Here is a 25,696-nt window from a genome sequence, read left to right on the forward strand (position 1 = left end):
GAGAATCGTTAATTTCTCATACGCGTTAAATTTTCCTCTCGACATAGAAAAGCTCCCCTCGGCAAAACAGGTTTTATTATTTTACCTGTCCATCGTATGGGGAGCATATCACAGGAATGATTGCCTGCCTTTTATTATTCTTAATAAGCGGGATGTGTAATTAGTGCCATAAGCGGGTTCATAGATTTCCGCAATATGGTAGATTAAGGTGGATAATCTCAAAGATAGGAGTGAAGATGGATGAAACGCCAGTTGACGCTTTTTATTTGCGGGATGCTGTTGGTGACGCTGCTTGTACCCTTTCAGGCATCCGCCGCTGAAGCCGCTTCCGCGGTGGCTGCAGGGAGTTCGAAAACGGGTGTAACGATGCTTGAAGCAGGAGGTGCTCCTCAAGCTCTTACGGAGGACGGATCCGTTTGGGAGTGGTTGCCAAGATTTCAAAGCCCCGTCAAGTTACAAGGTCTCGGTTCAGTAGTCTCCATAGCTGTCGGTACTAAAGATAATTTGGTGCTCCAGAGCGACGGAACCGTATGGGCGTGGGGCGATAATTACGAACGCCAACTCGGATTATGCGATCCAACGGACGGTTCCGATCGATCGACTCCCGTTCAAGTATGCAATCTTAGCTCCATGATCGCCATTGCTTCAGGGGATATTCATAATTTGGCACTCAAAAGCGACGGGACCGTCTGGGGGTGGGGCGACAATCGATACGGCCAACTCGGCGATGGAAGGTATTCGGGGACAGATGGATGGGACCCCTCGGATCATGCGGGGCCTGTTCAGGCGCAAGATCTCCGTTCCGTAATCGCGATTGCAGCGGGACGGGAACATAGCATGGCACTCAAAAGCGACGGAACCGTCTGGGCATGGGGGAGTAATTTGTACGGCCAACTGGGCATTGGAAGCAGGGCAATCACCGATTCGAATATGCCCGTTCAAGTGCAGGGTCTAAGCTCGGTGATCGCCATCTCTGCGGATGGTTACCATAATTTGGCTGTGGAGAGCGATGGTACAGTATGGCAGTGGGGATTTACTACAGGTGGCGAAATGTACCGTTTTACTCCTGAACAAGTGCAGGGTCTCCGTTCAGTGAGCGCCGTTGCCGCGGGTTACGGCCATAATCTGGCGCTTAAAAGCGACGGAACCGTCTGGGCGTGGGGGGATAATTCTTCTGGCCAACTGGGCGATGGAACAACGACGCGCCGTTTTTATCCCGCTCAAGTGAAGGGTCTCGGTTCGGTGGATGCCATAGCCGCGGGAGGTGAAGACAGTTTGGCACTCACAAGCGACGGAACCGTCTGGAGTTGGGGATGGTACGGGATTAACGCCACAATTCCCTATCAAGTTCAAGGAATTGGCGAATCCGCTCCCGAAACGCCGCAGTGGCCTCAGGGTAACGTGCTGACGGTTACCGATGTGACCGATAACAGCGTAAAGCTGAATTGGCAGCCGGCCGCGGATGATACGGGTGTAGACAAGTACTTGGTCTACCGAGACGATACGCTGCTGGCTACCCTGAACGGGGACGTGACCAGCTATGAGGTGAAGGGGCTGTCTCCAAAAACGTACTACCTCTTTAAAGCGGTCGCCGTCGATGCCGATCGCAATCAAAGCGTGAACCAAGCGGTAATCGTCGCTACGATAGCTACACCGGTTCTCGGCTCTTTTCAGCTATCCGATTCTAAAACGTATTCAGATAACCAGCATACGTATAGGGTTTCGTTATATTACGGGTACATTTCATCTCCCGGGCAAGTGTTGAGTGGATCTTGGACCTTCCCTAAAGGCCAACATGGAACAGTCAATGTTTCCATGATTTCTCCGGCAGGAAAAAATTATGACCTGAGCATGGAGACCGCGGGTGACGGTCACCAATTACCGATTACGGCGAAGGAGCTCCCGGATGGTACCGAGTATAGCGCTGCTGAATTACCTGAAGGTTACACCGCATCGTGGAGCGTTAAAGGACATACGGCCCAAGATTACAGTCCGACTAAGAAGGTTTTCGTATATGTAAGCATCCAATATGATAATCACTGAAGATATTGCTAGGTTTACGGATACTTATTGGCCGGCCGCGGGGTACCCTCGCGGTCTTTTTTGTACCTTCGATTTGCTGAAACTGGAGGAGGCGGTTGGAGCGGCTGAGGTGAGAAACGGGAATTCACCCCATTTTAGGTACGTGAGCTTGACGAGTCGACCATCATGGGGAATTGTGAACGAATATCCTAAGAGTTCATTTTTCTAAGGGGAGAAGTTATGGATAACTAGCCCCAAAGCCTTAGTGAATTATATTTTCATAAAAGAAGACGATTGAACTAACGGGTACGATAGTTGAACATCATGGGGCAGTCGCTACGCTAACGAGCAGTTTTTTTAATGATTCACCAATGCCAATTTGTTAATATTGATCTAGGATTCTGTAAGAGGCCCAGCGGTTCGCAAAGCAGCAAGCGGAGGAGAAGGGCATCGACATCAATGCGCAAAAGTCGGACTTGAGCGCGGCTATTCCGCTCGGACGCCTGGTTGATCCGGACGAAATCGCAGCCATGGCGCTGCTGCTTGTCTCTTACCGCGTTACTTCTAATACGGGCACGGAAGAGATCATCGACGGCGGGCAGCAGCCAGGCGTTTAAAAGCGAAGAACGTCCAAAGTGGATGAAACGAATGAGGTTTAAGCGATGCCTCTACGCAAGATATTGTGCGAGGCAACGGTGCTGTATGTATTTTAAACGACGAGAAGCCTGCGTCTGCTGCAGGCTTCTTCTTATTGCATCCGATAATAATTGCGCATCTTGGGGAAATGGATCGTCACCGTTGTCGACAAGCCCTCTTCCGATTGAATGGAGAGCTCATGTCCCAGCTTGATCGCAAGCTGCTTGGCCAGATAAAGTCCCATGCCGGTCGACTTGGCATGGCTTCTTCCGTTTGCTCCCGTGAACCCCTTCTCGAACACGCGATGGATGTCCTCGGTCTTAATGCCGATTCCCGTATCCTTGATCAGCAGCCGTTTTTCCCGATTATCCTCTTCGAAGCTGAAGGTAATGCTTCCGCCCTCCGGCGTATATTTCAAGGCATTTGAAGTGAGCTGGTCCAGGATAAAAAGAAGCCATTTGCTGTCGCTCTGCACAAACTGCTGCCCGTCGTCCATTTGCAGGCGGATAGCCTTGTTGATGAACAGCTTGGCGTACTTTTTCACGCACTCTTTCACCGGCTGAGCGAGCCCAACCTCCGTAATGAAATAATCCTTGGAAAAGGAATCGATCCTGGAGTAATAGAGTGCCTGCTCCACGTAATGATCGATTTCAGCCAGCTCATCCTCCAGCTTGTCAACGAGCTCGTCGACTGATTTACCCTCGCTGTTATTCATGATCAGCCGGCTTGCCGCAATCGGCAGCTTGACTTCATGAATCCAGGACATAATGAAATCCTGATGATCCCGTTGTTCGGCGATTGAGCGCTGCAGCTGCCGGGAGTGGCCCTCATAGAGCGACCTTACAAGTTCAAGGTAAAGCGTCTGCTGATGATTCTGCGGATCGGAGAAGGTTGCAATTGCATGCTCCGAATCGCTGCCAGCCGACGCTTTCAGCTCCAGGAAGAACGCTTTGCGGTAAAAGTAACCGATCACGATGTACAGTGCCATGAAACAGAAGCATCCCGCATTGACATAGACAATATTCGAATTGATCGCCTGTCGATCGCCGACGCTTACGAGCATGATGGAGGATACGAAAACCATGATGAGTACATAGAAGCCCAGAAAAAACCGTTTGTCCTGGATATAGGCGAGGAAGCTCATGAGATGATATACCCCTCTCCTTTCCTGGTGGAGATAAAGGCATCCTTGCCGAGCTCCGCCAGTTTTTTGCGAACCCGGGTGATATTGACCGTAAGCGTGTTATCGTCCACGAAGCTTTCATCTTCCCAAAGACTTCGCATGATTTTTTTACGATGGACGACCGTTCCTTTTTGCTGCATCAACAGCTTTAGGATGGTGAATTCGGTCTTGGTCAGCTCCACCCTCTGTCCACCGGCAACGATCGTTCCGTCACCCAAGTGCAGGACAACGCCGTCATGCTCCAGAACGTTCAGCGCATGTTCGGCGTAGGAGTAGGTTCTGCGCAGCAAGGCATTGATTTTGGCGATCAGCACTTCGGTGTAGAACGGCTTCTGGATAAAATCGTCGCCGCCCATATTCATCGCCATGACCATGTCGATCGGCGTGTGTCGGGAGGAAATAAACAGGATCGGTACTTTAGAGATTTCTCGGATTTGACTGCACCAGTAGAAGCCGTCGAACGCCGGCAGATTGATATCCATCAGAACAAGCTGGGGATTTTCCCGGACGAACAGCTGCAGAATATGTTCGAAATCATCTACCAAAACAACCTCAAAGCCCCATTTGATCAGCGTCTCCGCTACCAGATCGGCAATGACGCGGTCATCCTCCACGATCATGATTTTCACGCTTGCACCTCCCTATCCAAAGCCTGCTTTATAATGAAACATACCATTTTCCCGAAATTGAAAGCAATACAAGCGCTGAACGTGACAGTATTGTAAGGCTGCAAGGAGAGGTTGTAAGTCCGCATCCGGTTTGGATCTTGTAGAATGAATCCATAAGCACGACAAATGAACGCAATGGAGGCGCCGCCGATGAGCAGAACCATCGTGGAAGCGAAGCAAGTCACCAAACTATATGGAGCCAAAGGAAATGTGTTTACGGCCTTGGACGGCATTGATCTTACGGTACGGGAAGGCGAATTCGTCGGGATCATGGGACCTTCGGGCTCTGGAAAGTCGACCTTGCTCAACCTGCTCGCCACCATCGATCAGCCGACTTCAGGGGAGATTGTCATTGACGGAGCCAGCATCCTGAAGATGAACGAGGAGCAGCTGTCTGTGTTTAGAAGAGATAAGCTGGGGTTCATCTTTCAGGATTTTAACCTGCTCGATACGCTTACGGTGAAAGAGAATATTGTGCTTCCGCTCGCGCTGTCCAAAATGAACGTGAAAGAAATAGAGCGGAGAGTGAATGACATTGCAGACAAGTTCGGCATCAGGCAGCTGCTGGACAAGTACCCTTATCATATATCCGGCGGTCAGAAGCAGCGCACGGCGGCCTCGCGGGCGATCGTGGCAGGCCCGAGCCTGGTGCTGGCGGACGAACCGACGGGCTCGCTGGATTCGAAGTCGGCTACCGATTTGCTGGAAAGTCTCAGAGATTTGAACGAGCAGGCGCGGTCGACCATTCTGATGGTCACGCATGACGCTTTTGCGGCAAGCTACTGCAAGCGGGTGCTGTTCATCAAGGACGGTCGTATGTTCACGGAACTGGTGAAGGGGCCGGCGATGACCCGTAAAGATTTTTTCAATAAAGTGCTCGATGTGCTGTCCGTGCTCGGGGGTGGCGCAAGTGACGTTACTTGAGATCGCGAAGAAAAATGTCACCGGCAATTTCAAAAGCTATTTGATCTATTTTGTCTCGATGATTTTCAGCGTCGTCATTTATTACACGTTCGTTTCGCTGCAATACGCCGAAGAAATCCAGACCACCATGCAGTCGTCGCAGATCATGAGCGCTGTATTTATGGGGGCTTCCATCGTATTAATACTGTTCGTGGCCGTATTTATCTGGTATTCGAATTCCTTCTTCACGAAGAACAGGAAGAAGGAGGTCGGGCTGTATTCGCTGCTTGGGATGCGAAAGAGGACCATCAGCAAAATGCTGTTTTACGAGAACCTCATCATGGGTGCGGTCAGCGTGGCAATCGGCGTGTTGTTTGGAACGCTATTGTCCAAACTGTTCACGATGATTTTCCTGAAGCTGCTGGATTCAGCCGTCAATGTAAGCTTCAGCGTCCCCCCGCAGGCGATTTTGAATACGGTCATCGTATTTGCGGTGTTGATTCTGTTCACTTCCGTACAGGCGTATCGCCTGATTTACCGCTTCAAGCTCATAGAATTATTTCAGGCTGAAAAGGAAGGGGATCAAGCGCCGAAAGCCTCGGTGATCACGGCGCTGCTGGCCGCGCTGCTACTCGCCTTCAGTTATTGGCTGGTGTTCCAGCCGATGGCGACCAATGCGCAAATGGGAAGAAATATGCTGTTGATTGTTGTATCGCTCATCGCCGGAACCTATTTGTTGTTCCGCTCGTTCATCATCTGGCTGCTGCGTGCCTCGCAGCGCAACAAGCCGCGTTACTATCGCGGGATGAACCTGATCGCCACCGCCCAGCTGCTGTTCCGCATTAAGGGAAATACGCGCATGCTGACGGTCATTGCCCTGCTCAGCGCGCTTACGTTGAGCGCGATCGGCGTAGGCAGCAGCATGTACTTCAGCAACGAGAGTAATGCGGAGGATGCCGCTCCATTCAGCTACAGTTATATCTCGGATGGGGGAACGCTGGATAAGCAGGCAGCGCAAATTCTGGCAGCCGATACGGAGCATCCGGTCAGGCAGAGTTTCGCGATCCCGGTTATAACGGTAAAGGCGAATACGGCAGCGCTGGCTTATTATCCATCGACTTTCCCGGCGGATGATACGCCTTTGAAATTGATGGCGGCAAGTAAATATAATGAGATTTCCCAGTCGCTCGGCTGGAAGGAAAAGGTTCAGTTGACGGGCAACCAGGCAGCCGCCATTCGTCCAAGGTATGCGCCGGATACGGAGCCTTCCGATTATATTAGCCGATCCGTCACCATGAACGCCCCTGAAGGCGATAAGGAAGTGAACTTTGTACAATTCCTTGAACGTAATGTGCTGCGCTGGACGTATCCGGATGTGACCATTGTCGTGAGCGACTCGCTATTCGATGAAATTGCAGGGCAGGTTCCTCCGGATGTGTATCGCGTGTATCAGGTCGAGGATCAGCAGACAACGAAGGCTTCTTCTGAACAGTTAAACAAGTTGGCAACGGAAGAGAACCAAATGTCCGCCTATTATGCGGTTTATCGGGACGGACTCGAGGATGCCGCCTTGAATATCTTTGTGCTTGGGTTTCTGGGCCTGGTGTTTCTGGCGGCAACCGGCAGTATCATTTATTTCAAGCAGCTGACCGAAGCCCGGTCCGATCGGGAACGTTACGATATGCTGCGGAAAATCGGCGTCAGCCGCAGAGACATCCGCCTGTCGATAGCGAAACAAACCTTATTCGTATTCGCGCTTCCGCTTGTGGTAGGAATCGCGCATAGCGCGATGATTCTGAAAGCCTTGTCCAGCATCAGTCTCATCACGGGCAACGTGACCGCGCCGATTATGGCCTCCATGGCCGCTTATGTTGGTATTTATCTGATCTATTACGTGCTGACGGTGCATTCTTTCAATAAAATCGCGAACAAGTGAAAAAAAGCTGTTAATGTTCCATCATCAAGAGGTTCCCTGTCTGATGAAAAGAAGAAATGACCCGACGTCCCCAGCGGCGCCGGGTTTTCTGATTCTTGCACAATATACGAACGAACATCAAGGGATTCGGCAAAATTTTACGAACATATTTTCGCATAAATTGCGGACAAAGCAGGGAAGTAAGCTATCTTGAAGAAATCTTGAATTGGATTCGCTCAAAGTCAAAGTGCTGCATGCAGCGTCCGCTTCGAAGCCGCGGCGCTTCGTCATGGGAATGCGGCGCAGAAAGGGTGAAAACACGCGTGGCGCCTTTTGATTGCCGTGCAGGCCGGCAGTCCGCGCGCCGCAAGGCAGGTCGTGCGCATTCTCCATTCCATGAGCGATAAGCATGGACTGCCCTGGCACCGCGTCATTAATGTCAGGGGCGAGATTGCCATCGGAAGCGACGAAAGCCGGTTTCTCCAGCGAGCGCTGCTGATCTGACGGTTAATTGACCAACAGTACCTCTAGGACCGGCAGGAAGTGAAAGAAAAAGAGCAGGCTGATTATCACCTACGTTGTATCGTGCTTTGCGAACGTTCATATACGCGAGCACATCCTGAAGAGCAATGTCTTATTTTCAATTCGGCTAGCCTTTTCCTCAATACTAAGTTTCTCTTTCTCAACTGGTAAAACCTTTACCATTACATTGCGCTTAAGATACGGGGAGTTATTTTCGTCCTCAGCGACCTGCGTTAGGTAATCGAATAATGACTTTAGGGATGCGAATTTCGATCGTATCTGGTGAATTACCCTGTTCAATGGCTAGGAAGTCTCCAAAGCGTTCAACATCTGTCGCTCTAAGATTTTCAAGGAGCTGAAGCGAAATCTGGCCGCGCTCACCACTGCACAAGCCTTCAGAGAGCAGCCAGTCAAAAAATGAAATGTAAATCAGGCAATAGTTCAAAAGCGTATAGATAGCGGGCTCTGTTGCGTAAAAATCATTTAACACGCCCGGATCCGCACGGCGGCCTGCGGCATGCAATCGGAAATGCGCAATTCTACACCACCGCATTTGTTAATCGTCCAGCGCACGGTACACCCTTTTCCCTCGACTTTATAGTGCACGCCTTCTGCCATGTTGACCACGATGTTGAAGGTTTGTTCGGCTTCACTGGCATAGCGAAATTCCGCCTGATACGCCGTATAGCATTCGTTAAAGGATTGCTGCAGCATCCAAACATTAAAACCAGCGGAAACTTTGCCAAGTTGGTAATAAGCAGCAAACCAATTGATGACCGGAGCCGACAAACCGCCGAAATGATGCCATCCTGCGCCTCGACCTGTTTGCACGATAAAGTGCTCATAACAGTTGTAGGTGGCCTCGGTCTCACGCTTCCATAAGTCTAAAGCGGTTTCCGCGATGCGGAAAGCAAGATCGGAGTAACCTAAATCGAGCATGGTTTTCCAGAAAAACCACTGATGCGGCATCCAAACCGCACCGTTCCAATAGCCATCCGCCCGATAATAAGGCGCGCTTTGGTCAACGGCGGACAGGCCGATTGGCGTCCATAAACGCTTATCATCAAACAGCGCGGCAACTAGGCGATCCGCACGCGATTTGGTACAGATGCCGGCTACTAGCGGGTAAAGCCCATCCATCCCCATGTTATAATTGGCCCCGGAGCTGTGCCGTAGAAGGCCTTCCGGCTCACCCTGCTCGCTATGCACGACATAGCCGTAATAACCGGCTTCTTCATCCCACGCATGCTTCTCTAAAGCATCACTCCATCGTTCTATATCCTGCTCGTATTCCCTTATGTCTTCCTGCCGATTCTTCGACATTGCGGCAGCCATTTTCAGGATTTTAGCAATACGAATGGCTTGGCTCGTTGTCACAATAGGAGCAACTGTCGCCTCCAGCGTTTGCGCATGCACATATTTTTGCGGCGGATAATCGTCCCACCCCCCGGAATTATAGAAGTAATCCCATGTCTTAAGTAGTCCGGATCGCAGTATGCCAGTAGTAGACCCGCTAATTTTCCCGGCTAGGAACAAATAATATTGACGTAATCGCGGATAAAAATGATTCAAGAAGGAGAGAGACTGCCCTTGGTTCCATAGCTCAAGAAACACATAATGCTGCACGGGCACCGGGCTGCCATGATGAATAAAGGCAGTCTGACGGTCACCAGGTTCTGTCATGTATGCGTTCAAGCAATCTATTGCTCGCCCTGCGTCCAAATCGGAGAGCCCGAGTGCGATAAACCCTGAATCCCATGTATATAGGGAATCCCACCAGCGCCCTGGCGTACTATGGCGAATATACCTGCGTTTGGTGTAGACAGGGAAGACCGTATTGGTTAACAGCGTAGCTCGCATAAGCTGCTGGCTAAACGCATAGTTGCCACCGGTAGCATAAGAGGGAGGTGGAATTAAGTTCGCACGTTCAGCTTCATAAATGGCTTCGCATTTGTCGTAGTCTAGCGAAAAAGCCGTTAGGGAGGCAAGCACTTCTTCGTACGTCCCGGAACAGACCATGCCATGAAGAATCTTCGATGAAGCTGGTACGACATGAATGGGACGTATGAACACATCAGTAAAATGACCCTTTCCATTACCCTGCAAGACGGCATTTACGTGATTATGCACCGTATAACGGGCATACCGATCCAGTTCGTCGTTTTTGTATTGTCGTATCTCTACATTGGGGTAGTCCCACAAAAGGCCGTAATGATACGGGCAATCTTTATAACGGAGGATCAGGCTGCCAGGAACTGGTCCTTCCAGTAATTCAGGCTCGATGTGCCAGGGTCGGTCGACAAAGACAACATCTTCGCAAGCGTTGTGCTCGAGTAGGGTAAAGCCGTCCAACACCAGGGGGCCGGAGCCGCAAGCAGATAAGGAGAGCGTAAAGTCTCCTGCTGCAAGTGTCCCGATCTGTAGACGGACAACCCTCAGGGAGTTCGAAGTCTCTACTTCGAATCGGTATGTCTGATGTCCAATTTGAAGCTCAAGCTCCCCGCTTTTCTCCGTTTGGTAGCGCAGCAAAAACACGCCGTTTTTCAAAGGCTGCGCGAGGTTTATCTCATAACGCAGCAAGTCCCCTTGGTCGGCACCGAAGTTGCAGCCTATTGCGGACCCCCCCGTAAAATGCTGGCCTCGAATTTCACCTCTAAGAAAACCGTCATAGACCAAGCCGTCCGAAGGACGTGGGTGTGCGAAATTCAATTCACTATAATCTAGCGCATCAACCCACACAGCGCCCTCGGGCAGCTGCGCATCTGCACATACCTGTACGTCGCCATGCCCGAGAAGACGAGGCGGCTGAAGCGAAGCCATCCAGTGCAGTACCAAGTTTTGAGGATGCTCGGATTGGTTCACGAAAGATACTCGAATCAGACGGCACTGATCGGCGATACGGCTGAAGGAAATGTCGGTATAGACGCGATCTTTCCATTCCAGCTCATGGCGATGGGAGAAGAAGCTGTAATCCGTTGTTGCCTCCCATGGATGATAGCCGGATTCCCACAACACGCTGGGAATATCCATTTTTCCCCTATAGAAGCCAGGCATTAAACTAAGATCAAAACGCAAGCCTCGCGCTTGATCGCTGATATGGGAGATACCCATGTATTGTTTGGTAAAAGGTCCCCAAGCAGGCAGTCTAAGATCATGGTCATCGGGGAGTGTCTCGATCTCATGCATTGTCTATCGCTCCTTCGAAATGTAGGATATTCTCTTTATTTTAAATGAGTACATACCAAAATGCCTCTTGATATAAGCTTCAATTATCTTGAAAACGGACATTCATGATATGATGAGAATAACAATTAAGCGCAGGAGGATCCCCGTGCCAGTGAATCTGAAAGCTTACGATAAAGAACATGTGGAGTTTGCAGATCCAAATTTCCGGATTAAAATATGGACCATACATCATCCTAGCCAAGCATCCGATCAATTTGGGCCTTGGCACTATCATGAAGAGGTGGAGTTGATCGCCGTGCTGCAAGGTACCCTGACGATGGAAACAACACATCTCAGCTATAATCTGAAAGCTGGTAATGTGATGATGCTGGGCTCCAATGAACTGCACAGATCCCATAAACATGAGCATGACGATCTGCTGTATATCGTCTGCCATGTTGATATGGCAGCTTTTATGGATCCTTCCTTGCTTCCGTATCTCGCCGCATTTACCGGCCGCTCAGCCAATTTAACACAGTTCAATGAAACGCTGCGCAAATATCCGGCAAGCATACAGGTCATTCACCAACTAATCCATGAGATGCTGCTCGATATGACGATACGACAGCGGGGTTACGAGCTCTCTATAAATGCTAGCTTGAAAAAGCTCATGTACACGTTTATTCAGATTGATGATGCCCACATCATAAAACCGATGGATCCACGGATAGCGGAGAAATTGCGTCCTGCACTTGTCTATATCGAACAACAATTAGATAGTTATTTCCAAATTGCGGATATAAGCAACAAGTTGAACTATAATAGCAGCTATTTTGCCAAGTTATTTAAAAAGGGAATGGGTATGACGTTTACGTCCTACGTCCAGATGCGCCGAATGAAACGAGCAGAGCAGTTCTTGCTAACAGAGGCGTGGTCTGTAACTGAAATTAGCTGCAAAGTAGGGTTTACCAGTCCAGCCCAGTTTTATCAATTATTCAAAAGGCATTTCGGCTGCTCGCCGAGGCAATTTGTTGAGAAACGGACCCTCCCTAGACTTTAAAGCGCATCATCTGACAGCGGGAAGCCGGCAGTTGTTGTAGCAGAGGTACTGCGCAGCTCTTTCAATGAATCTGATTTAAAGAGGACTACTTTGGTAGTTGTCGAATCCGAAGTTGATTTGCAGTACCTTCGTAATTGGCTGACACTACGTTAACATTCGACTGCTATCCTACCAACGGGAAGCGTTACGCTTATCCCGTTCTTTGGCTTGCCTGGAATCGCAACAATTGTCGGATCAACCATGCCAGTTCAATCTGGATTAACAGAAATGACGACTAAGCACGAATTGCGCGCCAATGATCGGTAAATGGAGGCGGCAGCTATCAAATCTTGGTTTTCGAGTCGAAGGTTACGCGTGGGGAAACGAACTGAACGCGGACGGCTTTTTCGCAAAAATCTGGCGATCGTGCTGTTCATCTCCAGCGTGCCGATGGCGCTCATTGCCTTCAGCACGTATTTGATCAGCTCGAAGCAAATCGAGCGGGAAGTCGATTATACGCATCAGCTGCGGCTGATTCAGACAGCGGATCAACTGAAGGAGCAATTCGCGCAGGTGGAAATCATCGTAAATCAATATGCGCAGCAGGACTTGTTCCAAAATCAGCTGAATCAAGAATCGTATCACGATAATTTTCGCCTGGCGCAAAATATGTTCGAGCTGCTTACGCGCCTCAACTCCGCCGACCGGATTATCAAGCGGGTGCAGCTGTACGATAAACGGGACGATACGCTCATTTCCCCCGATGAAGGCGCAAGGGCCATTGTGAATCGGCAGGATCGGGATAAGTATGCTGCTCTGCTGGATTCCGGCGAGGGGTTCTACTGGAAGTTCGGCGTCACTTCGAACCGGGATGCCCCGCTGACGTCGATGACGCTTATCCATAAGTTGCCGGTGATTAGCGCGAATCCGTATGGCGCGTTCATCATCGACCTGGATCCGGAAGAAATGAACAGCCTGCTGCGTGTCTTAAATCCCGAGAATTCGGGTGCGGCGTTTATTTTGAACGATCAGATGGATTGGGTTGCAAACGGTGCGGCAATTGCCAGTCCGCTTGCCTCCGCATTGCGGGAGGACATGGCGAAGGGCAAGACCACCGGGGCATCGTCGTTCAGGTTCGACTGGGACGGTCAGACGTACGCGGTCGGGCAGTACGAGATGCCGAAGGCAGGCTTGAAATTCGTGACGGCGACGCCGCTCAGTCTGCTGAGCCGGCCGACCATCCTTCTGTCCCGGCTGCTGCTCGCGGCCAGCTTCGCTGGACTGGTCATCGCCTTCCTGTTATCCTGGGTCGCGACCAACCAGCTGTATCGCCCGATCAGCAGGCTTGTGGGGTTACTTCGCAGTAAGCGGAGCGGTGCGGCACCGCACGACAGCCGGGACGAGCTTGCATTTATCGAGAAGCAGTGGCGGCATTTGACGTACGAGAGTCGGGAGTTCCAGGAGCGGTTCGAGAACAGCTTGCCGGCGCTTCGCAACGCGTTTCTGATTCAGTTCGTGGCGGGTCACTATTATGCCATGTCGGAACAGGAAATTCGGGAACGGATGGAATCGTACGGCTGGGAGGTCGAGAACAAGAGCTTCTCGTTTACGACCATCGAGCTGTTCGACCTGCCCGGGCAGGAAAGCGGCTTCTCGGGCGGGGACAAGCAGTCGATCACCTTTGCCGCGGCCAATATCGTTGAAGAGCTGTTGCGCAGCCGGGGTCAGGATGTGAGCGTGGTCAACTTCCAAGGCATGTCGCTTGGCGTCTTCCTAACCTTTGAGGGGGACGGGAACAAGGAGCAGCTGAAGGTAAAGCTGCTGCAGCTTTCCGAGGAGATCATCCATTACCTGTACACAATGCTGAAGGTGAACGTGACAATCGGCGCGGGAAAGCTTACCGATCAGCTGAAGTTGATTCCGGATCTGTATGCACAGGCGAGGAAGGCACACCGATTCCGCGACTTGGAGGCAGTCAATCAGATTATCGATCTGGACGGCTGGACGGAAATCGATTATGACGGTTTCACGTATCCGGTAACGGCCGAGAAGGAGATTTTGCAGGCGCTGCGCACGAGTGGCACCGAAGAAACGATGCGTTTGATCGAATCGTTCATCGCGGAGCTTCACCAGAATTCCACTAAGGAATTTTACGTGCTGCAAGGGATGCATCAGCTGCTGGGCAGCATCCATTATACGCTGATTCAATCGGGCTGCAATCTTCATGAGATCTATGGCGTCGGCAATCTGTACGAGGAGCTTGCCGGGCTGCGACATGTCGGCGAAGTGCTGTCATGGTGCCGGTCGAGGCTGATCGAGCCGTATATGCGCTGGGTCGAGGAAACGCAGGGCATCAAGCTGAAGCAGTTGGTGGAGCAGGTCATCACGGTCATTCATCGCGAGTATATGACGGACATCACGCTGGAGTCATGCGCTGACCTTCAGGGCACCTATATGAAGAAGCTGAGCCTCGGCTTCAAGCAGATTACGGGCATGAATTTTATCGATTACTTGACCAAAGTCCGCCTGGACAAGGCGAAGGAGCTCCTGCGGGAGACCGACAGCAAGATCCACGACATCGCCGAGCAAGTAGGCTACCAGCCGTCATATTTTACGCGCATCTTCAAAAAATACGAAGGCAAGACACCCGGCCAGTACCGCGGGGCATTAGGGCAATCGTAATCGGAGCACAATAGTAGACTGCGGGCGACAGCCTGCAGTCTTTTTGTTTTTGCTGAGTCCATGCTGCGGCGGGAGCGCGACGGCAGCTAAATGCCGCTCCGATCCCGGCTTTCCGGCGATGGGACAAATATTCTTTCGGGATTGTAAAGGCGAAAAACGGGGCCAATTCCGTATTACGAGAGGCTTTTCGGCCAGCGGACAAGAGAGAAAATATGTCTCCTTGTTGGAAATCGGGCCGCTGCTTACAATCAACCTTGTGAAAGGAGGAGAGGTGCAATCAACGATTCAAAAACAATCCCGAATGCAGCCGGGGAAGTCGAACAAAGCAGGACGAGACGGAAAAAGGCCTTCGGCCGAATCATGCGCGACAAGCAGCTGATCTTGCTCGCGCTACCGGGCGTGGCCTTCATGATTCTATTCAAGTACGTGCCGCTGTGGGGCTTGATCATCGCTTTTATGGATTACTCGCCATATATGGGACTGATGCATAGCGATTGGGTGGGGCTGGAGCATTTCCGGCGGTTTTTCGAGAATTCGGATTTTATCGTGCTGTTCCGGAATACGCTGGGTATCAACCTGCTCAGCCTGATCTTCTTCTTCCCGCTGCCTATCATCTTATCACTGCTGCTTAATGAAGTGCGTAATGTCGCGTTCAAACGGATCGTGCAGTCAATCGTGTACCTGCCTCATTTTCTATCGTGGGTCATTATCGCCGGCTTGTGCTTCCTGCTGCTCGGCTCGGAGGGCGTGGTCAACAAGCTGATCGCAGCTGCGGGCATGCAGCCGGTCGACTTTCTGACCAATCCCAAGCTGTTCTGGATCATGCTGACGGCTCAATCCATCTGGAAGGAAGCGGGCTGGGGCACGATCATCTTCCTCGCGGCGATCGCCGGAGTCGATTCGAGACTGTACGAGGCGGCGAGAATCGACGGCGCGGGCCGGCTGCGGCAGGCATGGCACATTACGCTGCCCGCGATCCGGGGCGTGATCGTCGTGCTGTTCATCCTGCGGATGGGCCATATGATGGACGTCGGCTTCGAGCAGGTGTACCTGATGGCCAACGGTGCCGTCGCCAATGTGGCGGATGTCTTCGACACCTATGTCTACCGGCTGGGCATCCAGCAGAGCCAGTACAGCTTCACGTCGGCTGTCGGGATGTTTAAGTCCGTGATCGGATTCATTCTGGTACTCATCGCCAACAGCTTGTCCAAACGTTTCGGGGAGGAGGGCGTGTATTAAGATGAAAGAACAATGGGGGGGCAGAGTGTTCAATGTCGGCAATCTGATCGTGCTTGCCGTGATGGCTGCGGTTACGCTGTTCCCGATTTACTACGTCTTCGTCATTTCCTTCGTCACCCCGGAGCAGTATTACCGCGGCGGCCTGATTCTGTTCCCGGAGAAATGGACGCTCGAATCTTACCGGTATCTGCTCTCGACCAGCTCGTTTGTCCGGGCGGCGGGTGTCAGCGCGTTTCTCGCGACGGCAGGAACGGCGTGCAGCCTTATCGTGACGGCATCGTTCGCCTATGCGCTGTCTCGCAAGCGGATGCCGGGCAGGAAAGCGCTCCTGCTGCTGGTCTTGCTGACGACGCTGCTGAATCCGGGCATCATTCCGCAATATTTGCTCGTGCGGGATGTGGGAATGATAAACAGCCTATGGTCGCTCATCGTTCCTTCGCTCACGAGCGGCTGGTACATCTTTCTGATGAAAGGATTCTTTGACAGCGTGCCTGCAAGTCTGGAGGAGGCGGCGAAAATCGACGGCAGCTCCGACATCGGCGTATGGGCAAGAATCATTCTTCCGCTGTCGATGCCGTCTATCGCCGCGGTCGGCTTGTTTTACGCGGTGGGCTACTGGAACACGTTTTTTAACGCGGTGCTGTACATTAACGATGCCAGCAAATATCCGCTGCAGGTGCTGCTGCAGAACATGCTGATCGATTCGTCCACGGCACTGGGAGGCGACGGGTCCGATCTAAGCATGGAGAAGCGGATGCCTCCGGAAATGCTGAAGATGGCCGCTGTCATCGTGGCGACCGTGCCGATTCTGTTCGTATATCCTTTCTTGCAGAAGCATTTTACCAAAGGCGTCATGCTGGGCTCCGTGAAGGAGTAGCCTGCCGGCAACCCTTTTATTATAGATGAGACGATAACGAGGAGGATGTTCATGAAATCGATAGGAATGAAATGGCTGCTTCCGCTTCTGGCGTTTGTGCTTCTGGTGGCAGGCTGCGGCAAGGAAGCCGAAAATGACGCGGCTTCAAACGCCAATGCTTCAGGTACCACGGCTTCGGACAATGCTCCTTCGGAAAACACCGCTTCAGGCGCCGCCGAGGACAAGGTCACGGAAATCACGGTCATGTCGCCTTACTATCAACCTGAGCCTTTCGCCGACGACAACGTGATCAAGAAGGAATACGAGAAGCGTACGAACATGAAAATGGACGTGACCCTTATTTCCAGCAACAATTACGAGGAGAAAGCGAACGTTACGCTGGCTTCCGGCGATATTCCGGACCTGATGGTACTGACGGATCCCTTCACTCCAAACGTACTCACGATGATGGAGCAGGGCGCCTTCTGGGATATTACGCCTTACATCAAGGACTACCCGAATCTGGCGGCGTATCCGGAGGACATCTGGAACAATACGAAGGTCAAGGGCAAGAACTACATGATTCCGCGCGTGCGCGCGCTTGACGGCGACAGCTTCCCGATTATCCGACAAGACTGGCTGGACAAGCTCGGATTGCCGGTTCCGCAGACGCTGGACGATTTATTCAACGTCATGAAGGCTTTCACCGAGAAGGACCCGGACGGCGACGGGCAGAAGGATACGTACGGCTTTACGGGAAGCGTCGATTCGGATGCGATGGGCAACTTTGTTATTTTCCAAAACCTGTTCAATAACTCCAATGGCAAATGGAAGCTTGACGGCGACAAGCTCGAAGATACCGACCTGCTGCCAGGCACCCGCGATATGCTGGTTTACCTGAACAAGGCGTTTACCGAAGGATTGATCCCGAAGGATTTTGCCATTATGAAGACGTCGCAGCACGAGGACCAGCTGAAATCGAACAAGGCGGGTATCTTCAACAACACGCTGAACAATATCAACAACATCGGGGTCGATCTGGTGAAGGTCGCGCCTGACGCGCAATTGATGTCGCCGCTCTATATGACCAGTCCGAACGGCGCGAAGATGTCGATCAAGGGTACGGGTATGGCCGGAGCGCTCGTCATTCCGAAGAAGACCGTTTCCGAAGAGAAATTGAAGGCGATACTCGCCATGCTTGACTACGGCGGTTCTCCGGACGGTTTGATGCTGAAGAAAGGCTTGCTCGGCGTCCACATCAAGGAAGCGGAATGCGGATACGTGGATTTGCCGCAGAAGCAGCTTGACAACTTCGGCGACATCGGACAAATCTTCAACGGGTACGACAAATATGGCCGCGTGCCTGCGGCGGGCGCGTTCGTTACCTGCCAGCAGTATGCGGATATGCAGAAGCTGATCGATGACCGCGCCCAGTACAGCATCGGCAGTCCTGCCGTCGGTTTGCAGAGCCCAACGTACAATGAAGTGGGACCGGAATATATGAAGAAAATTCAAGACTTGAAAATCCAGGTCATCATGGGCAAACAGCCGATCGAGGCATGGGACAAGTATATGAATGAATTGAAGGCGGATTCCAAGTACCAGCAGATTAGTACGGAAATAAACGAAGCGTATCAAGACCGTTTCGCCAAATAAGGCCTTGCCGGGCCGCCTGCTGCTTTGATCGGGCAGGCGGCCCGCGATGCCGTAAGAGGGAGGACCGAGCGGATGAACATGACGTTTCTGGGAACTGGTGCGGCTGAAGGCGTACCGTCTTACTTTTGCCGCTGCGCGCTATGCACCCGAATCCGGGAGGCAGGCGGACGCAATATTCGCAGCCGAACCTCATTTCGCATCGATGCGCAGCACCAGATCGATTTTAGCCCGGATATTTTCTATCAGACGATCAAGCTCGGACTGGATGTGTACGACCTGGAGCATCTGCTGATCACCCATACGCATAAGGATCATTTCGACGTTGGGGAAATCATGTCCAAGCTGAACCGCATCGAACACAACAATCGTCCGCTGCATATTTACCTGAGCGAGCCGGCAGCCGAGTGGAGCGCAAAGATGCTCGCCGTGTACGGTCTCGACGTGACGCCCGGCCGGTCGAATTGGGACGGCAAGTTCATTATTCACCCGCTTCGTTATTTTGAAAGCTATGATGCTGGACGGCTGAAGGTGACGACGGTTCCCGGCAATCATTATGGCATGAGCCGGAGCGAGCTGGCGATCAATTATCTGATCACGCTGCCGGATGGCAGGAAACTGCTGTATGCTTCGGATACCGGCTGGTACAGGGAGGAGACGTGGCGGTTTCTGGAAGGAAAGTCGGTGGATCTGCTCATTATGGAGTGCACATTCGGCAATCGCGAAGGGTATCCGAAGTATGCGGACTCCCATCTGGATATCCCCAACTATGCATTGATGCTGGAGCGCATGAAGGAGATCGGATTTGTGCATGAACATACGCGGATATGGGCGACGCATATTAACACTGCTCATCATCTGCTGCACGACGAGATGCAGGTGGAATTCGACCGCTCCGGTCACCAGGTCGTCGTTGCGTATGACGGGCTGGTCATCGAGACAGACGGCGCTTGAGAGGCGCCGCACTAATTTCGAGATAAAGGCGGCTATCATATATGAATACTCATACGGCAAATCAACAACGCGTTCTTCAGCTGGAAGGCGCCTACAATGTAAGGGATCTCGGCGGTTACGAGACGAAGGACGGCAGGATGACCCGCTGGGGGTTGCTCTACCGGGCGGACAACCTGCACGCGCTGAGCGAGGGAAGCCGGCAGGACCTCGTGAATCGAGGGATCAGTACGGTCATCGACCTCAGGTACAGCAGTGAGCTGGCTCTGCAGCGGGATGTATTCTCCGATTCAAGAGATGCGACCTATCATAACATCAGTCTCGTGCTTGCAAGTCAAGGCGATTATGGGCGCGGCTTGGGAGAGCAATATATCGATCTGCTTGAAGGGGCTAAGGAGCCGATACGACGCGTATTCGCGGTGCTGGCCGACACCACCGAGAACGGTGCGGCGTTGTTTCACTGCAAGGTGGGCAAGGATCGCACAGGCCTCATAGCGGCGCTGCTGCTGGAGTTAGCAGGTGTTCCGCATGCGACCATTGCGGAGGATTATGCGCTGACGGCTGGATGTCTCGTTCCCTTGATGGACGAGCTGCGCCAAGACCGTCCGCCGGCAGTGAGTCCGGAAGCATACGAGGTTCATCTCGGGAGCCCGCCGGACAATATGATCGTGCTGCTGAATCACTTGAAGTCGGCGTACGGGGATGCTGAGAATTACTTGAGGTCGACCGGGCTTGAGCCCGAACAGATTCAGGCGCTGAAGCAGCGGATGATTGCAGACTAAAATAGATGCGAATGAGGAAAGGGGAAGAGATGCAAATGGAAATGACAGTCATGACCTACAACCTGCGGACGAGTACGTCAAGCGACGGCGACAACGACTGGGTTTACCGTAGCGGCCAGGCGACCCGAATGATTCGGGACCATGAGCCGGCGATCGTCGGCACGCAGGAAATGCGCACCAATATGCTGGACGAGCTGCAGCTGGATGAGTACGCCTGGGTCGGCGAGGGACGCCGGGGAGGCAGCGAGGACGAGCACTGCGCGATCTTCTATAAGAAGGAAGACGTGGGGCTGCTTGAGCACGGCACCTTCTGGTTGTCGGAGCGGCCCGAAGTGGCGGCCAGCAAGAGCTGGGACACTTCGCTGCCCCGCGTATGCACGTGGGCACATATGAAGTATCTCGCGGACGGAACCGAATTCGTCGTGTTCAATACGCATCTGGATCACAAAGGCGCGCTAGCGAAGGAAATGGGGATCAAGCTGATTTGGAGCCGGATCCAGGAAATGCGCGAACGGAAGCAATTACCCGTCATCCTTATGGGCGATTTCAATTCGACGCCTGGAGAGATCGTGGTCCGCATCATGCGCGGGGAGGCACCTATCGCAGACGGCTTCGTGGATATGCGGGATGCATACGCGGTGATAGACGGACCCGTAGGCACGTCCGCCAATCCGAATTTTTCCGGCAATACGGAGGGCGAGACGATTGATTATATTTTCGTGACACCGGAGATTACTGTTCTCTCCGCCGAGATCGACCGGCGCCGCATCGACGGCAGGTTCCCTTCGGATCATTATCCGGTGGCGGCACGGCTGCGGTTGAGTGCAGGCAATTAAATAAGTAGACGACCAACAAGCACAGAAGAGAGCGGGACAAGTGTCCGCGTTTCTTCCGCGCTTGTTGTTTTTTGCTGCTGCACTACTGTCTATTAAACCAATTGCTTAATGTCGGTATTTAAGAATATGTAGCGATTCGATTAACGACAAGAATATATACCGATTCAGGCGTTTCGTTTGTTATTTCCTTTATGGAATCTTTGCTCCAATCAGCTGGAAAAATATATATTTTGAACCATATTTCTAGTATCGGTCCATGCAACTATAACATTATCATTGAGTTTAATTGCAACTGAGAAATATGCAGGAAAGGACGATGAGCGGGCTTGTTGCCCCAAACCTCCTCAAACCGAAGCCGAGCACATCCTTGTTCCCGTCGAGATCGTTGCCAATGACCATATAGGCGGCCTTGTTCACGATGACACCGTCTTGCTTTACCTTGAAGTGAATCGCGTCCATGAAAATGACTGCATGACACTCTGCAGCGGCCGGTTCCGCCACTCTTTGATGAGCGGCACAAGGTTGCATCGGTGTTCGTCTTCGATTGACTGGTAGACCGTGGTCCAGAAGTCTTGGATAACCCGCATCGCATCCGGAGTGGACATCCCAACTTGGGTGAGATTCGGGTCGGCGATTTTGTGAAAAAAGCAAAGATGACTCCTGTACCTTTTGTAGTCAAAGCAAGAAAACTATAGAATTCAATAACTTAATCATGATTAGGTTTCACCAGGACTTATTAAGCTAATAGATACGATAGTATAATAAACATCTTTGATGAAGCTGCCAGCACGATCGGCGTATCTAACACCACATTCACGCTTCGGGCCACTCGGCCCTCGGTCCGTCCTAGGCAATTCTAGAAATATCAACCCGATCTTCATTACGCTAAACCAGCTAATATCTTGTCTGCATTTTTCATTAGAAGCTTGAAAAAATACTGCTATACTAGAATTTGAGCAAGATAAATAACCCTCCGAAATGACGTTGGAAGGTTTTTCTTGTGTTGGTTGCTTAGGCCAAATCCAAATCGATGAGGGTTTCTTTGCGCTTAAGCAACGCGAATACCCAGTGCAGTAGCTTGTTCACGCAGGCAATCATGACGACTTTGTAGGGCTTGCCTTCAGCGATCTTCTTCTCGTAAAACGCCTTCATTTTTTTGCTGCCGGAACGCCGCAAGCTGCAAAGGACGGCTAAGAATAAGGTGTGCCGAAGCCGGGTTAGTAAGATTGGAATGGAATTGAGATTTCTCGCAAGTGAGGCATTCACTGTCACCAAGAATTCATTTTTTTAATTGAGGTAACAACCGGAGTTTGGGAATAGTTTATTCGATTGTTCAATCACGACACAATTACCAAGGAGAACTCATGGACCCCAAAATAAAACAAATGTTCCTGGACGAACATGCTGTAGAAGGCGCAGCGAGGTTTGGCGTCAGCTCTGAAGATCTGGCTTTCATTGGAGGCTTTCAAAACTTTATTTATTCCTACAGCCGCGATGAACTGAAATATATTCTCCGTTTCACTCCGAGCATTCTTCGCACGCCGGAAGGACTTGCTGCTGAAATAGAATGGATTCGTTATCTTTCGGAGAATGGGCTGTCGGTTTCAGATCCTATATTTTCGGTTGATGGAAAAGACTTCGAACGAATACAAGGAAGTAAGATGGATTTCTATGTGACCTCCTTCAAACACGCACGCGGTCATAAAATCGGATACCCAGAATGCCTAGGAAACGCTATACTTTATGAACAATGCGGACGAATGACCGGACGTCTTCATGAACTCTCGAAGCGTTACAAACCAATGGCCAAAAGACACACATGGGAGTGTAATGAATATCTCTTGCGGGCCAATAACTATATACCGTCAGAGCATCAGTTCATTCTTCTTGCCCTTGATGAACTTAAAGCACAATTGGCTAGTCTGCCTGTTACTGCTGATAATTTCGGCTTGATTCACGGGGATATCAATGTAGGAAATTTCACCGTTGATGAATCAGGGGGAATAACGCTCTTCGACTTCGACGAATGCCAGTACAGTTGGTATGCCGAAGACATTGCTATCCAACTCTATTACTTACTGTATGTATTCGGGGAGGATTCGAAGTCCGAACGGAAGGTGCAGTACGAACTTTTCATTAAACATTTCGAGCTAGGTTATACAGAGACTGGGCGTAAAATGCCTGACGGCTGGAAGGATCAGCTTGGACTTTTCCTTAGACTACGAGAAATTATCGTATTCGTCGGTATGCACCGAAGCTGGGATTTAAGTCAACCAGACGATTGGACACGCGATTTTTTGCAGGATAGTCGAATGCGGATTACAAAAGGAATTTCGTTGATCACCGACATTTGAACATCTAAAGTGATAAAACGGTATTTCGGAATTTCATGCAGCTTTATCAATATGATTCAAGCGAAACTTATGGTGATGCCCCTGACCCTCATGCCGCTATTGACGGTCTTTTTTGAGAATGATCCATTCGACAATAATGAAGTTCAACACAAGACCAACCCAAACATTCACGTTTAACACCTCTTCAACCATTCGCTCTCTTCCTCCGGGGAGGGTCAAACCGTTTAAAATATAATAAGAGAGAAGGCACAACGGTACAAGTACCCGCGCGCTTACGGCCACCAAAGTCACCCCAAAGCTGCGTATCATCCAAATTCGATGTTCCTTAAAGCGTCTTTTTACAGCGGAGCGATAACCATTCCAACATGTGATCAACCAGACAATCGTTAATGTAAGAAAAGCCAGAGATTTTGTGAAATTTTCGATATAGAATACAACCACCAGAGCCAATAATCCGCTTATAAATACACTCGTTACATAAACGCTGCCCAATAAACGATGTGTTTTGGGGTTCTGAATACGAATACGCGCAATAAATTGCAAAAAGCCGGTTACTAGAGCTATGAAAGCAAAAATGATATGCGTCACCAAGATTGGATATTGGATGCTATTCGGAGTTGTATCCACGCGAGCTTTGGCGGGATCAAAGGTTAAATAAGGTAACATAAAAGGGATCATCACCCCAAGTGAGACAATGAATAAGATCCACCAGCTTCTTTTTTGCTTCGTCATTCGAACCTACACCTCAATCTTCCCGCTTTTCTAAATGAATTATAATTCAAGCGGGTAAATTGGCTCTTAACGATTTCTAAAAAAACCATAAACTCATATCCCGTACTTTGTCAGCTACCGTTCAAAGTCAAAATCGAATAGAACGCACAATCTCATTGTCCGAGCGGTCTCTGATCTAGTCCTGTCTTTATTCCAAAAAGTGAATCGCTTTTTTGGCAAGCGCGGCAATTTCGAGTCGTTCCAATGTTTTACAATATTCGTTCTTAATCTCTCCGTCCATCCTTTCTATGTCATCTTCTAAATAATCCACGACACGTATATCTTCAAACCAATCTCCCGGTTCGGCTTCCGGCTGGTTTGCATTTTTCCAAGCAACCTCCAATTTGGGACTGTAAAATCTTTTTGCATCGTCGTGAATTTGGCACGATTTTAACCTTAAAGGGTAGGTAATTCCCGGCACGCCTTCATTGACGCTGTTGAATAGATGCGGCCAGTAATCCTTCCTGGATCCCGTGTGCGGATTGCGTGTTGCCCATTCCAAGGCCTCCCTATTAAAATCCTGATTCTTAAACAAAACGGCATAGAGCTTTTTTCCGAATAAAATTCGCTCATGGAGAGACTGGAATCGGTATAGCGTCTGCCCCTTTAACTGCTTACCTTCAGCAGGAAAAAGAATTTGATTGAGTGACAGCAAATCCTGAAGGTGAAATTTATTTTTATTAAAGACTTCATGTTGATAATAGGGGTTTTGAATGACCCTTTTTTCCAAGTAACTTTGTTCGTTAATGACTAATCCTATACAATGAATATGCGTATCCCGGGCTCTCCAAAAATTGTTCCAGATCGCTTCCATGAAAATAGAAACCTTCAGTTGAGGCAGTAAATAAAACAGGGGCTTTTTTTTCTTTAAACTCTCTTCATATAGCAGAAGTTGCGGGTATACATCTTGGAAAATCAGCCAGTTGCCGCGTTCTAAAAAGCGGAAAAACAAGTCCCGCTCCTTTTCCGAGAGCAGTTTAGTAAGCAATTCTCCCTGTAGATCGGTCATATTCCAGCCGCCATTTCGCGATACCATATGACCTAAGAATGCCCAATGGATTTCAGGGTGACGGAGATAGAAGGCCAGGTATGCTTTGGTTCTAGTCACGTTATTCAGGTTAAGGTCCTGGGTAATCCGACTGATTTCGTCTAAAAGCTTTTTCTCTGAAAGAGTTAACTCATTCGAGATGTCTGGGGAGTGTTTTATGCGTTTCTTCAATTCCTCGCGGATCGTTTCAAGCGGTGTTTTTTGACGGTTTCTTGTAAATAAGATAGGTGCTTCCCTCCCATTTGAATTCTCTAATGTAGAGACCACTATGTATAGCCTAATGAGGTGTAACGGGAGGAAGGAGCGCCGGAATGCTGGACACGATAGATTTCTACCGATGCTTATAGGATTAATTTATTACGGACTTTAGAGATTGATGATGAATTAATGGGAGGGCTTGCCGAGGAGTCTAAGCAAATAGCAGCATAATGAAGTACGGATGCCGAACCGACCGAAGCGGTGCTCTTCACG

Annotated in this window: 19 protein-coding genes and 4 pseudogenes; 14 read left to right on the forward strand and 9 right to left on the reverse strand. The window is 50.5% G+C overall.

What is annotated here, in order from left to right; genetic code table 11:
• The first annotated feature begins 240 nt into the window (after positions 1-240).
• Both AC50YL_RS17195 and AC50YL_RS17200 read left to right on the forward strand, forming a co-directional pair.
• Positions 241-2,043 (forward strand): RCC1 domain-containing protein, encoded by a 1,803-nt coding sequence (locus AC50YL_RS17195; RefSeq protein ID WP_494833432.1) that lies wholly within the window; start codon positions 241-243, stop codon positions 2,041-2,043.
• 434 nt (positions 2,044-2,477) lie between these two features.
• Positions 2,478-2,639 (forward strand): SDR family oxidoreductase, encoded by a 162-nt coding sequence (locus tag AC50YL_RS17200; protein WP_494834435.1) that lies wholly within the window; start codon positions 2,478-2,480, stop codon positions 2,637-2,639.
• 131 nt (positions 2,640-2,770) lie between these two features.
• Here AC50YL_RS17200 and AC50YL_RS17205 read toward each other — a convergent pair whose 3' ends face one another.
• Together AC50YL_RS17205 and AC50YL_RS17210 are read right to left on the reverse strand one after the other, a co-directional pair.
• The gene (locus AC50YL_RS17205; RefSeq protein WP_494833433.1) at positions 2,771-3,802 is read right to left on the reverse strand and encodes a sensor histidine kinase; all 1,032 of its coding nucleotides are present in this window, start codon (positions 3,800-3,802) and stop codon (positions 2,771-2,773) included.
• Positions 3,799-4,470 carry a response regulator transcription factor gene (locus AC50YL_RS17210; protein ID WP_494833434.1) on the reverse strand — a complete coding sequence of 224 codons (672 nt, stop codon included), beginning with the start codon at positions 4,468-4,470 and terminating at the stop codon, positions 3,799-3,801. Before AC50YL_RS17210 ends, AC50YL_RS17205 begins: the two co-directional genes overlap by 4 nt.
• A 189-nt stretch (positions 4,471-4,659) precedes the next feature.
• Between AC50YL_RS17210 and AC50YL_RS17215 the strand changes: the two genes are divergently transcribed.
• The 3 genes and pseudogenes from AC50YL_RS17215 to AC50YL_RS17225 form a co-directional block, all read left to right on the forward strand.
• Positions 4,660-5,433, forward strand: a complete 774-nt coding sequence (locus tag AC50YL_RS17215) for an ABC transporter ATP-binding protein (protein ID WP_494833435.1) — start codon at positions 4,660-4,662, stop codon at positions 5,431-5,433.
• Positions 5,420-7,348 (forward strand): ABC transporter permease, encoded by a 1,929-nt coding sequence (locus AC50YL_RS17220; RefSeq protein WP_494833436.1) that lies wholly within the window; start codon positions 5,420-5,422, stop codon positions 7,346-7,348. The genes AC50YL_RS17215 and AC50YL_RS17220 overlap by 14 nt, the downstream gene beginning before the upstream one ends.
• A 315-nt stretch (positions 7,349-7,663) precedes the next feature.
• Positions 7,664-7,831 (forward strand): annotated as a pseudogene (locus AC50YL_RS17225) (MGMT family protein); the annotation flags it as partial.
• Between the two features lie 238 nt (positions 7,832-8,069).
• On the opposite strand, the gene AC50YL_RS17230 reads toward AC50YL_RS17225, so the two are convergent.
• Both AC50YL_RS17230 and AC50YL_RS17235 read right to left on the reverse strand, forming a co-directional pair.
• Positions 8,070-8,339 carry a hypothetical protein gene (locus AC50YL_RS17230; protein ID WP_494833437.1) on the reverse strand — a complete coding sequence of 90 codons (270 nt, stop codon included), beginning with the start codon at positions 8,337-8,339 and terminating at the stop codon, positions 8,070-8,072.
• Positions 8,333-11,035: an MGH1-like glycoside hydrolase domain-containing protein gene (locus tag AC50YL_RS17235; RefSeq protein ID WP_494833438.1), complete on the reverse strand. Its 2,703-nt coding sequence runs from the start codon at positions 11,033-11,035 to the stop codon at positions 8,333-8,335. Before AC50YL_RS17235 ends, AC50YL_RS17230 begins: the two co-directional genes overlap by 7 nt.
• A 145-nt stretch (positions 11,036-11,180) precedes the next feature.
• Here AC50YL_RS17235 and AC50YL_RS17240 point away from each other — a divergent pair, with 145 nt between their 5' ends.
• The 8 genes from AC50YL_RS17240 (at position 11,181) to AC50YL_RS17275 (ending at position 21,052) form a co-directional block, all read left to right on the forward strand.
• Positions 11,181-12,074 (forward strand): AraC family transcriptional regulator, encoded by an 894-nt coding sequence (locus AC50YL_RS17240; RefSeq protein WP_494833439.1) that lies wholly within the window; start codon positions 11,181-11,183, stop codon positions 12,072-12,074.
• Positions 12,075-12,428: 354 nt separating this feature from the next.
• A complete protein-coding gene (locus AC50YL_RS17245; protein ID WP_494833440.1) occupies positions 12,429-14,735 on the forward strand; it encodes a helix-turn-helix domain-containing protein in 2,307 nt (768 codons plus the stop codon).
• A gap of 360 nt (positions 14,736-15,095) precedes the next feature.
• Positions 15,096-15,974, forward strand: a complete 879-nt coding sequence (locus tag AC50YL_RS17250; RefSeq protein ID WP_494833441.1) for an ABC transporter permease — start codon at positions 15,096-15,098, stop codon at positions 15,972-15,974.
• 1 nt (position 15,975) lies between these two features.
• Entirely contained in the window at positions 15,976-16,851 is an 876-nt protein-coding gene (locus AC50YL_RS17255) for a carbohydrate ABC transporter permease (protein ID WP_494833442.1), read from the forward strand.
• Positions 16,852-16,902: 51 nt separating this feature from the next.
• A complete protein-coding gene (locus AC50YL_RS17260; RefSeq protein ID WP_494833443.1) occupies positions 16,903-18,486 on the forward strand; it encodes an extracellular solute-binding protein in 1,584 nt (527 codons plus the stop codon).
• A gap of 72 nt (positions 18,487-18,558) precedes the next feature.
• Positions 18,559-19,437, forward strand: a complete 879-nt coding sequence (locus AC50YL_RS17265; protein ID WP_494833444.1) for an MBL fold metallo-hydrolase — start codon at positions 18,559-18,561, stop codon at positions 19,435-19,437.
• Between the two features lie 41 nt (positions 19,438-19,478).
• A complete protein-coding gene (locus tag AC50YL_RS17270) occupies positions 19,479-20,216 on the forward strand; it encodes a tyrosine-protein phosphatase (RefSeq protein WP_494833445.1) in 738 nt (245 codons plus the stop codon).
• A gap of 35 nt (positions 20,217-20,251) precedes the next feature.
• Positions 20,252-21,052 carry an endonuclease/exonuclease/phosphatase family protein gene (locus tag AC50YL_RS17275; protein WP_494833446.1) on the forward strand — a complete coding sequence of 267 codons (801 nt, stop codon included), beginning with the start codon at positions 20,252-20,254 and terminating at the stop codon, positions 21,050-21,052.
• A gap of 354 nt (positions 21,053-21,406) precedes the next feature.
• Here the strand turns inward: AC50YL_RS17275 and AC50YL_RS17280 are convergent.
• The 3 pseudogenes from AC50YL_RS17280 to AC50YL_RS17290 form a co-directional block, all read right to left on the reverse strand.
• Positions 21,407-21,573: pseudogene (locus AC50YL_RS17280) on the reverse strand (transposase); the annotation flags it as partial.
• A 15-nt stretch (positions 21,574-21,588) separates the two neighbouring features.
• Positions 21,589-21,669: pseudogene (locus tag AC50YL_RS17285) on the reverse strand (serine hydrolase domain-containing protein); the annotation flags it as partial.
• Between the two features lie 394 nt (positions 21,670-22,063).
• Positions 22,064-22,207 (reverse strand): annotated as a pseudogene (locus AC50YL_RS17290) (IS110 family transposase); the annotation flags it as partial.
• Between the two features lie 209 nt (positions 22,208-22,416).
• On the opposite strand from AC50YL_RS17290, the gene AC50YL_RS17295 reads away from it, so the two are divergent.
• Positions 22,417-23,406 (forward strand): phosphotransferase enzyme family protein, encoded by a 990-nt coding sequence (locus AC50YL_RS17295; RefSeq protein WP_494833447.1) that lies wholly within the window; start codon positions 22,417-22,419, stop codon positions 23,404-23,406.
• Positions 23,407-23,502: 96 nt separating this feature from the next.
• On the opposite strand, the gene AC50YL_RS17300 is transcribed toward AC50YL_RS17295, so the two are convergent.
• Positions 23,503-24,138 (reverse strand): DUF2306 domain-containing protein, encoded by a 636-nt coding sequence (locus AC50YL_RS17300; RefSeq protein ID WP_494833448.1) that lies wholly within the window; start codon positions 24,136-24,138, stop codon positions 23,503-23,505.
• 187 nt (positions 24,139-24,325) lie between these two features.
• Positions 24,326-25,492: a DUF2515 family protein gene (locus tag AC50YL_RS17305; protein WP_494833449.1), complete on the reverse strand. Its 1,167-nt coding sequence runs from the start codon at positions 25,490-25,492 to the stop codon at positions 24,326-24,328.
• Positions 25,493-25,696 lie beyond the last annotated feature (204 nt).

Source organism: Paenibacillus sp. J22P277, assembly GCF_059383675.1.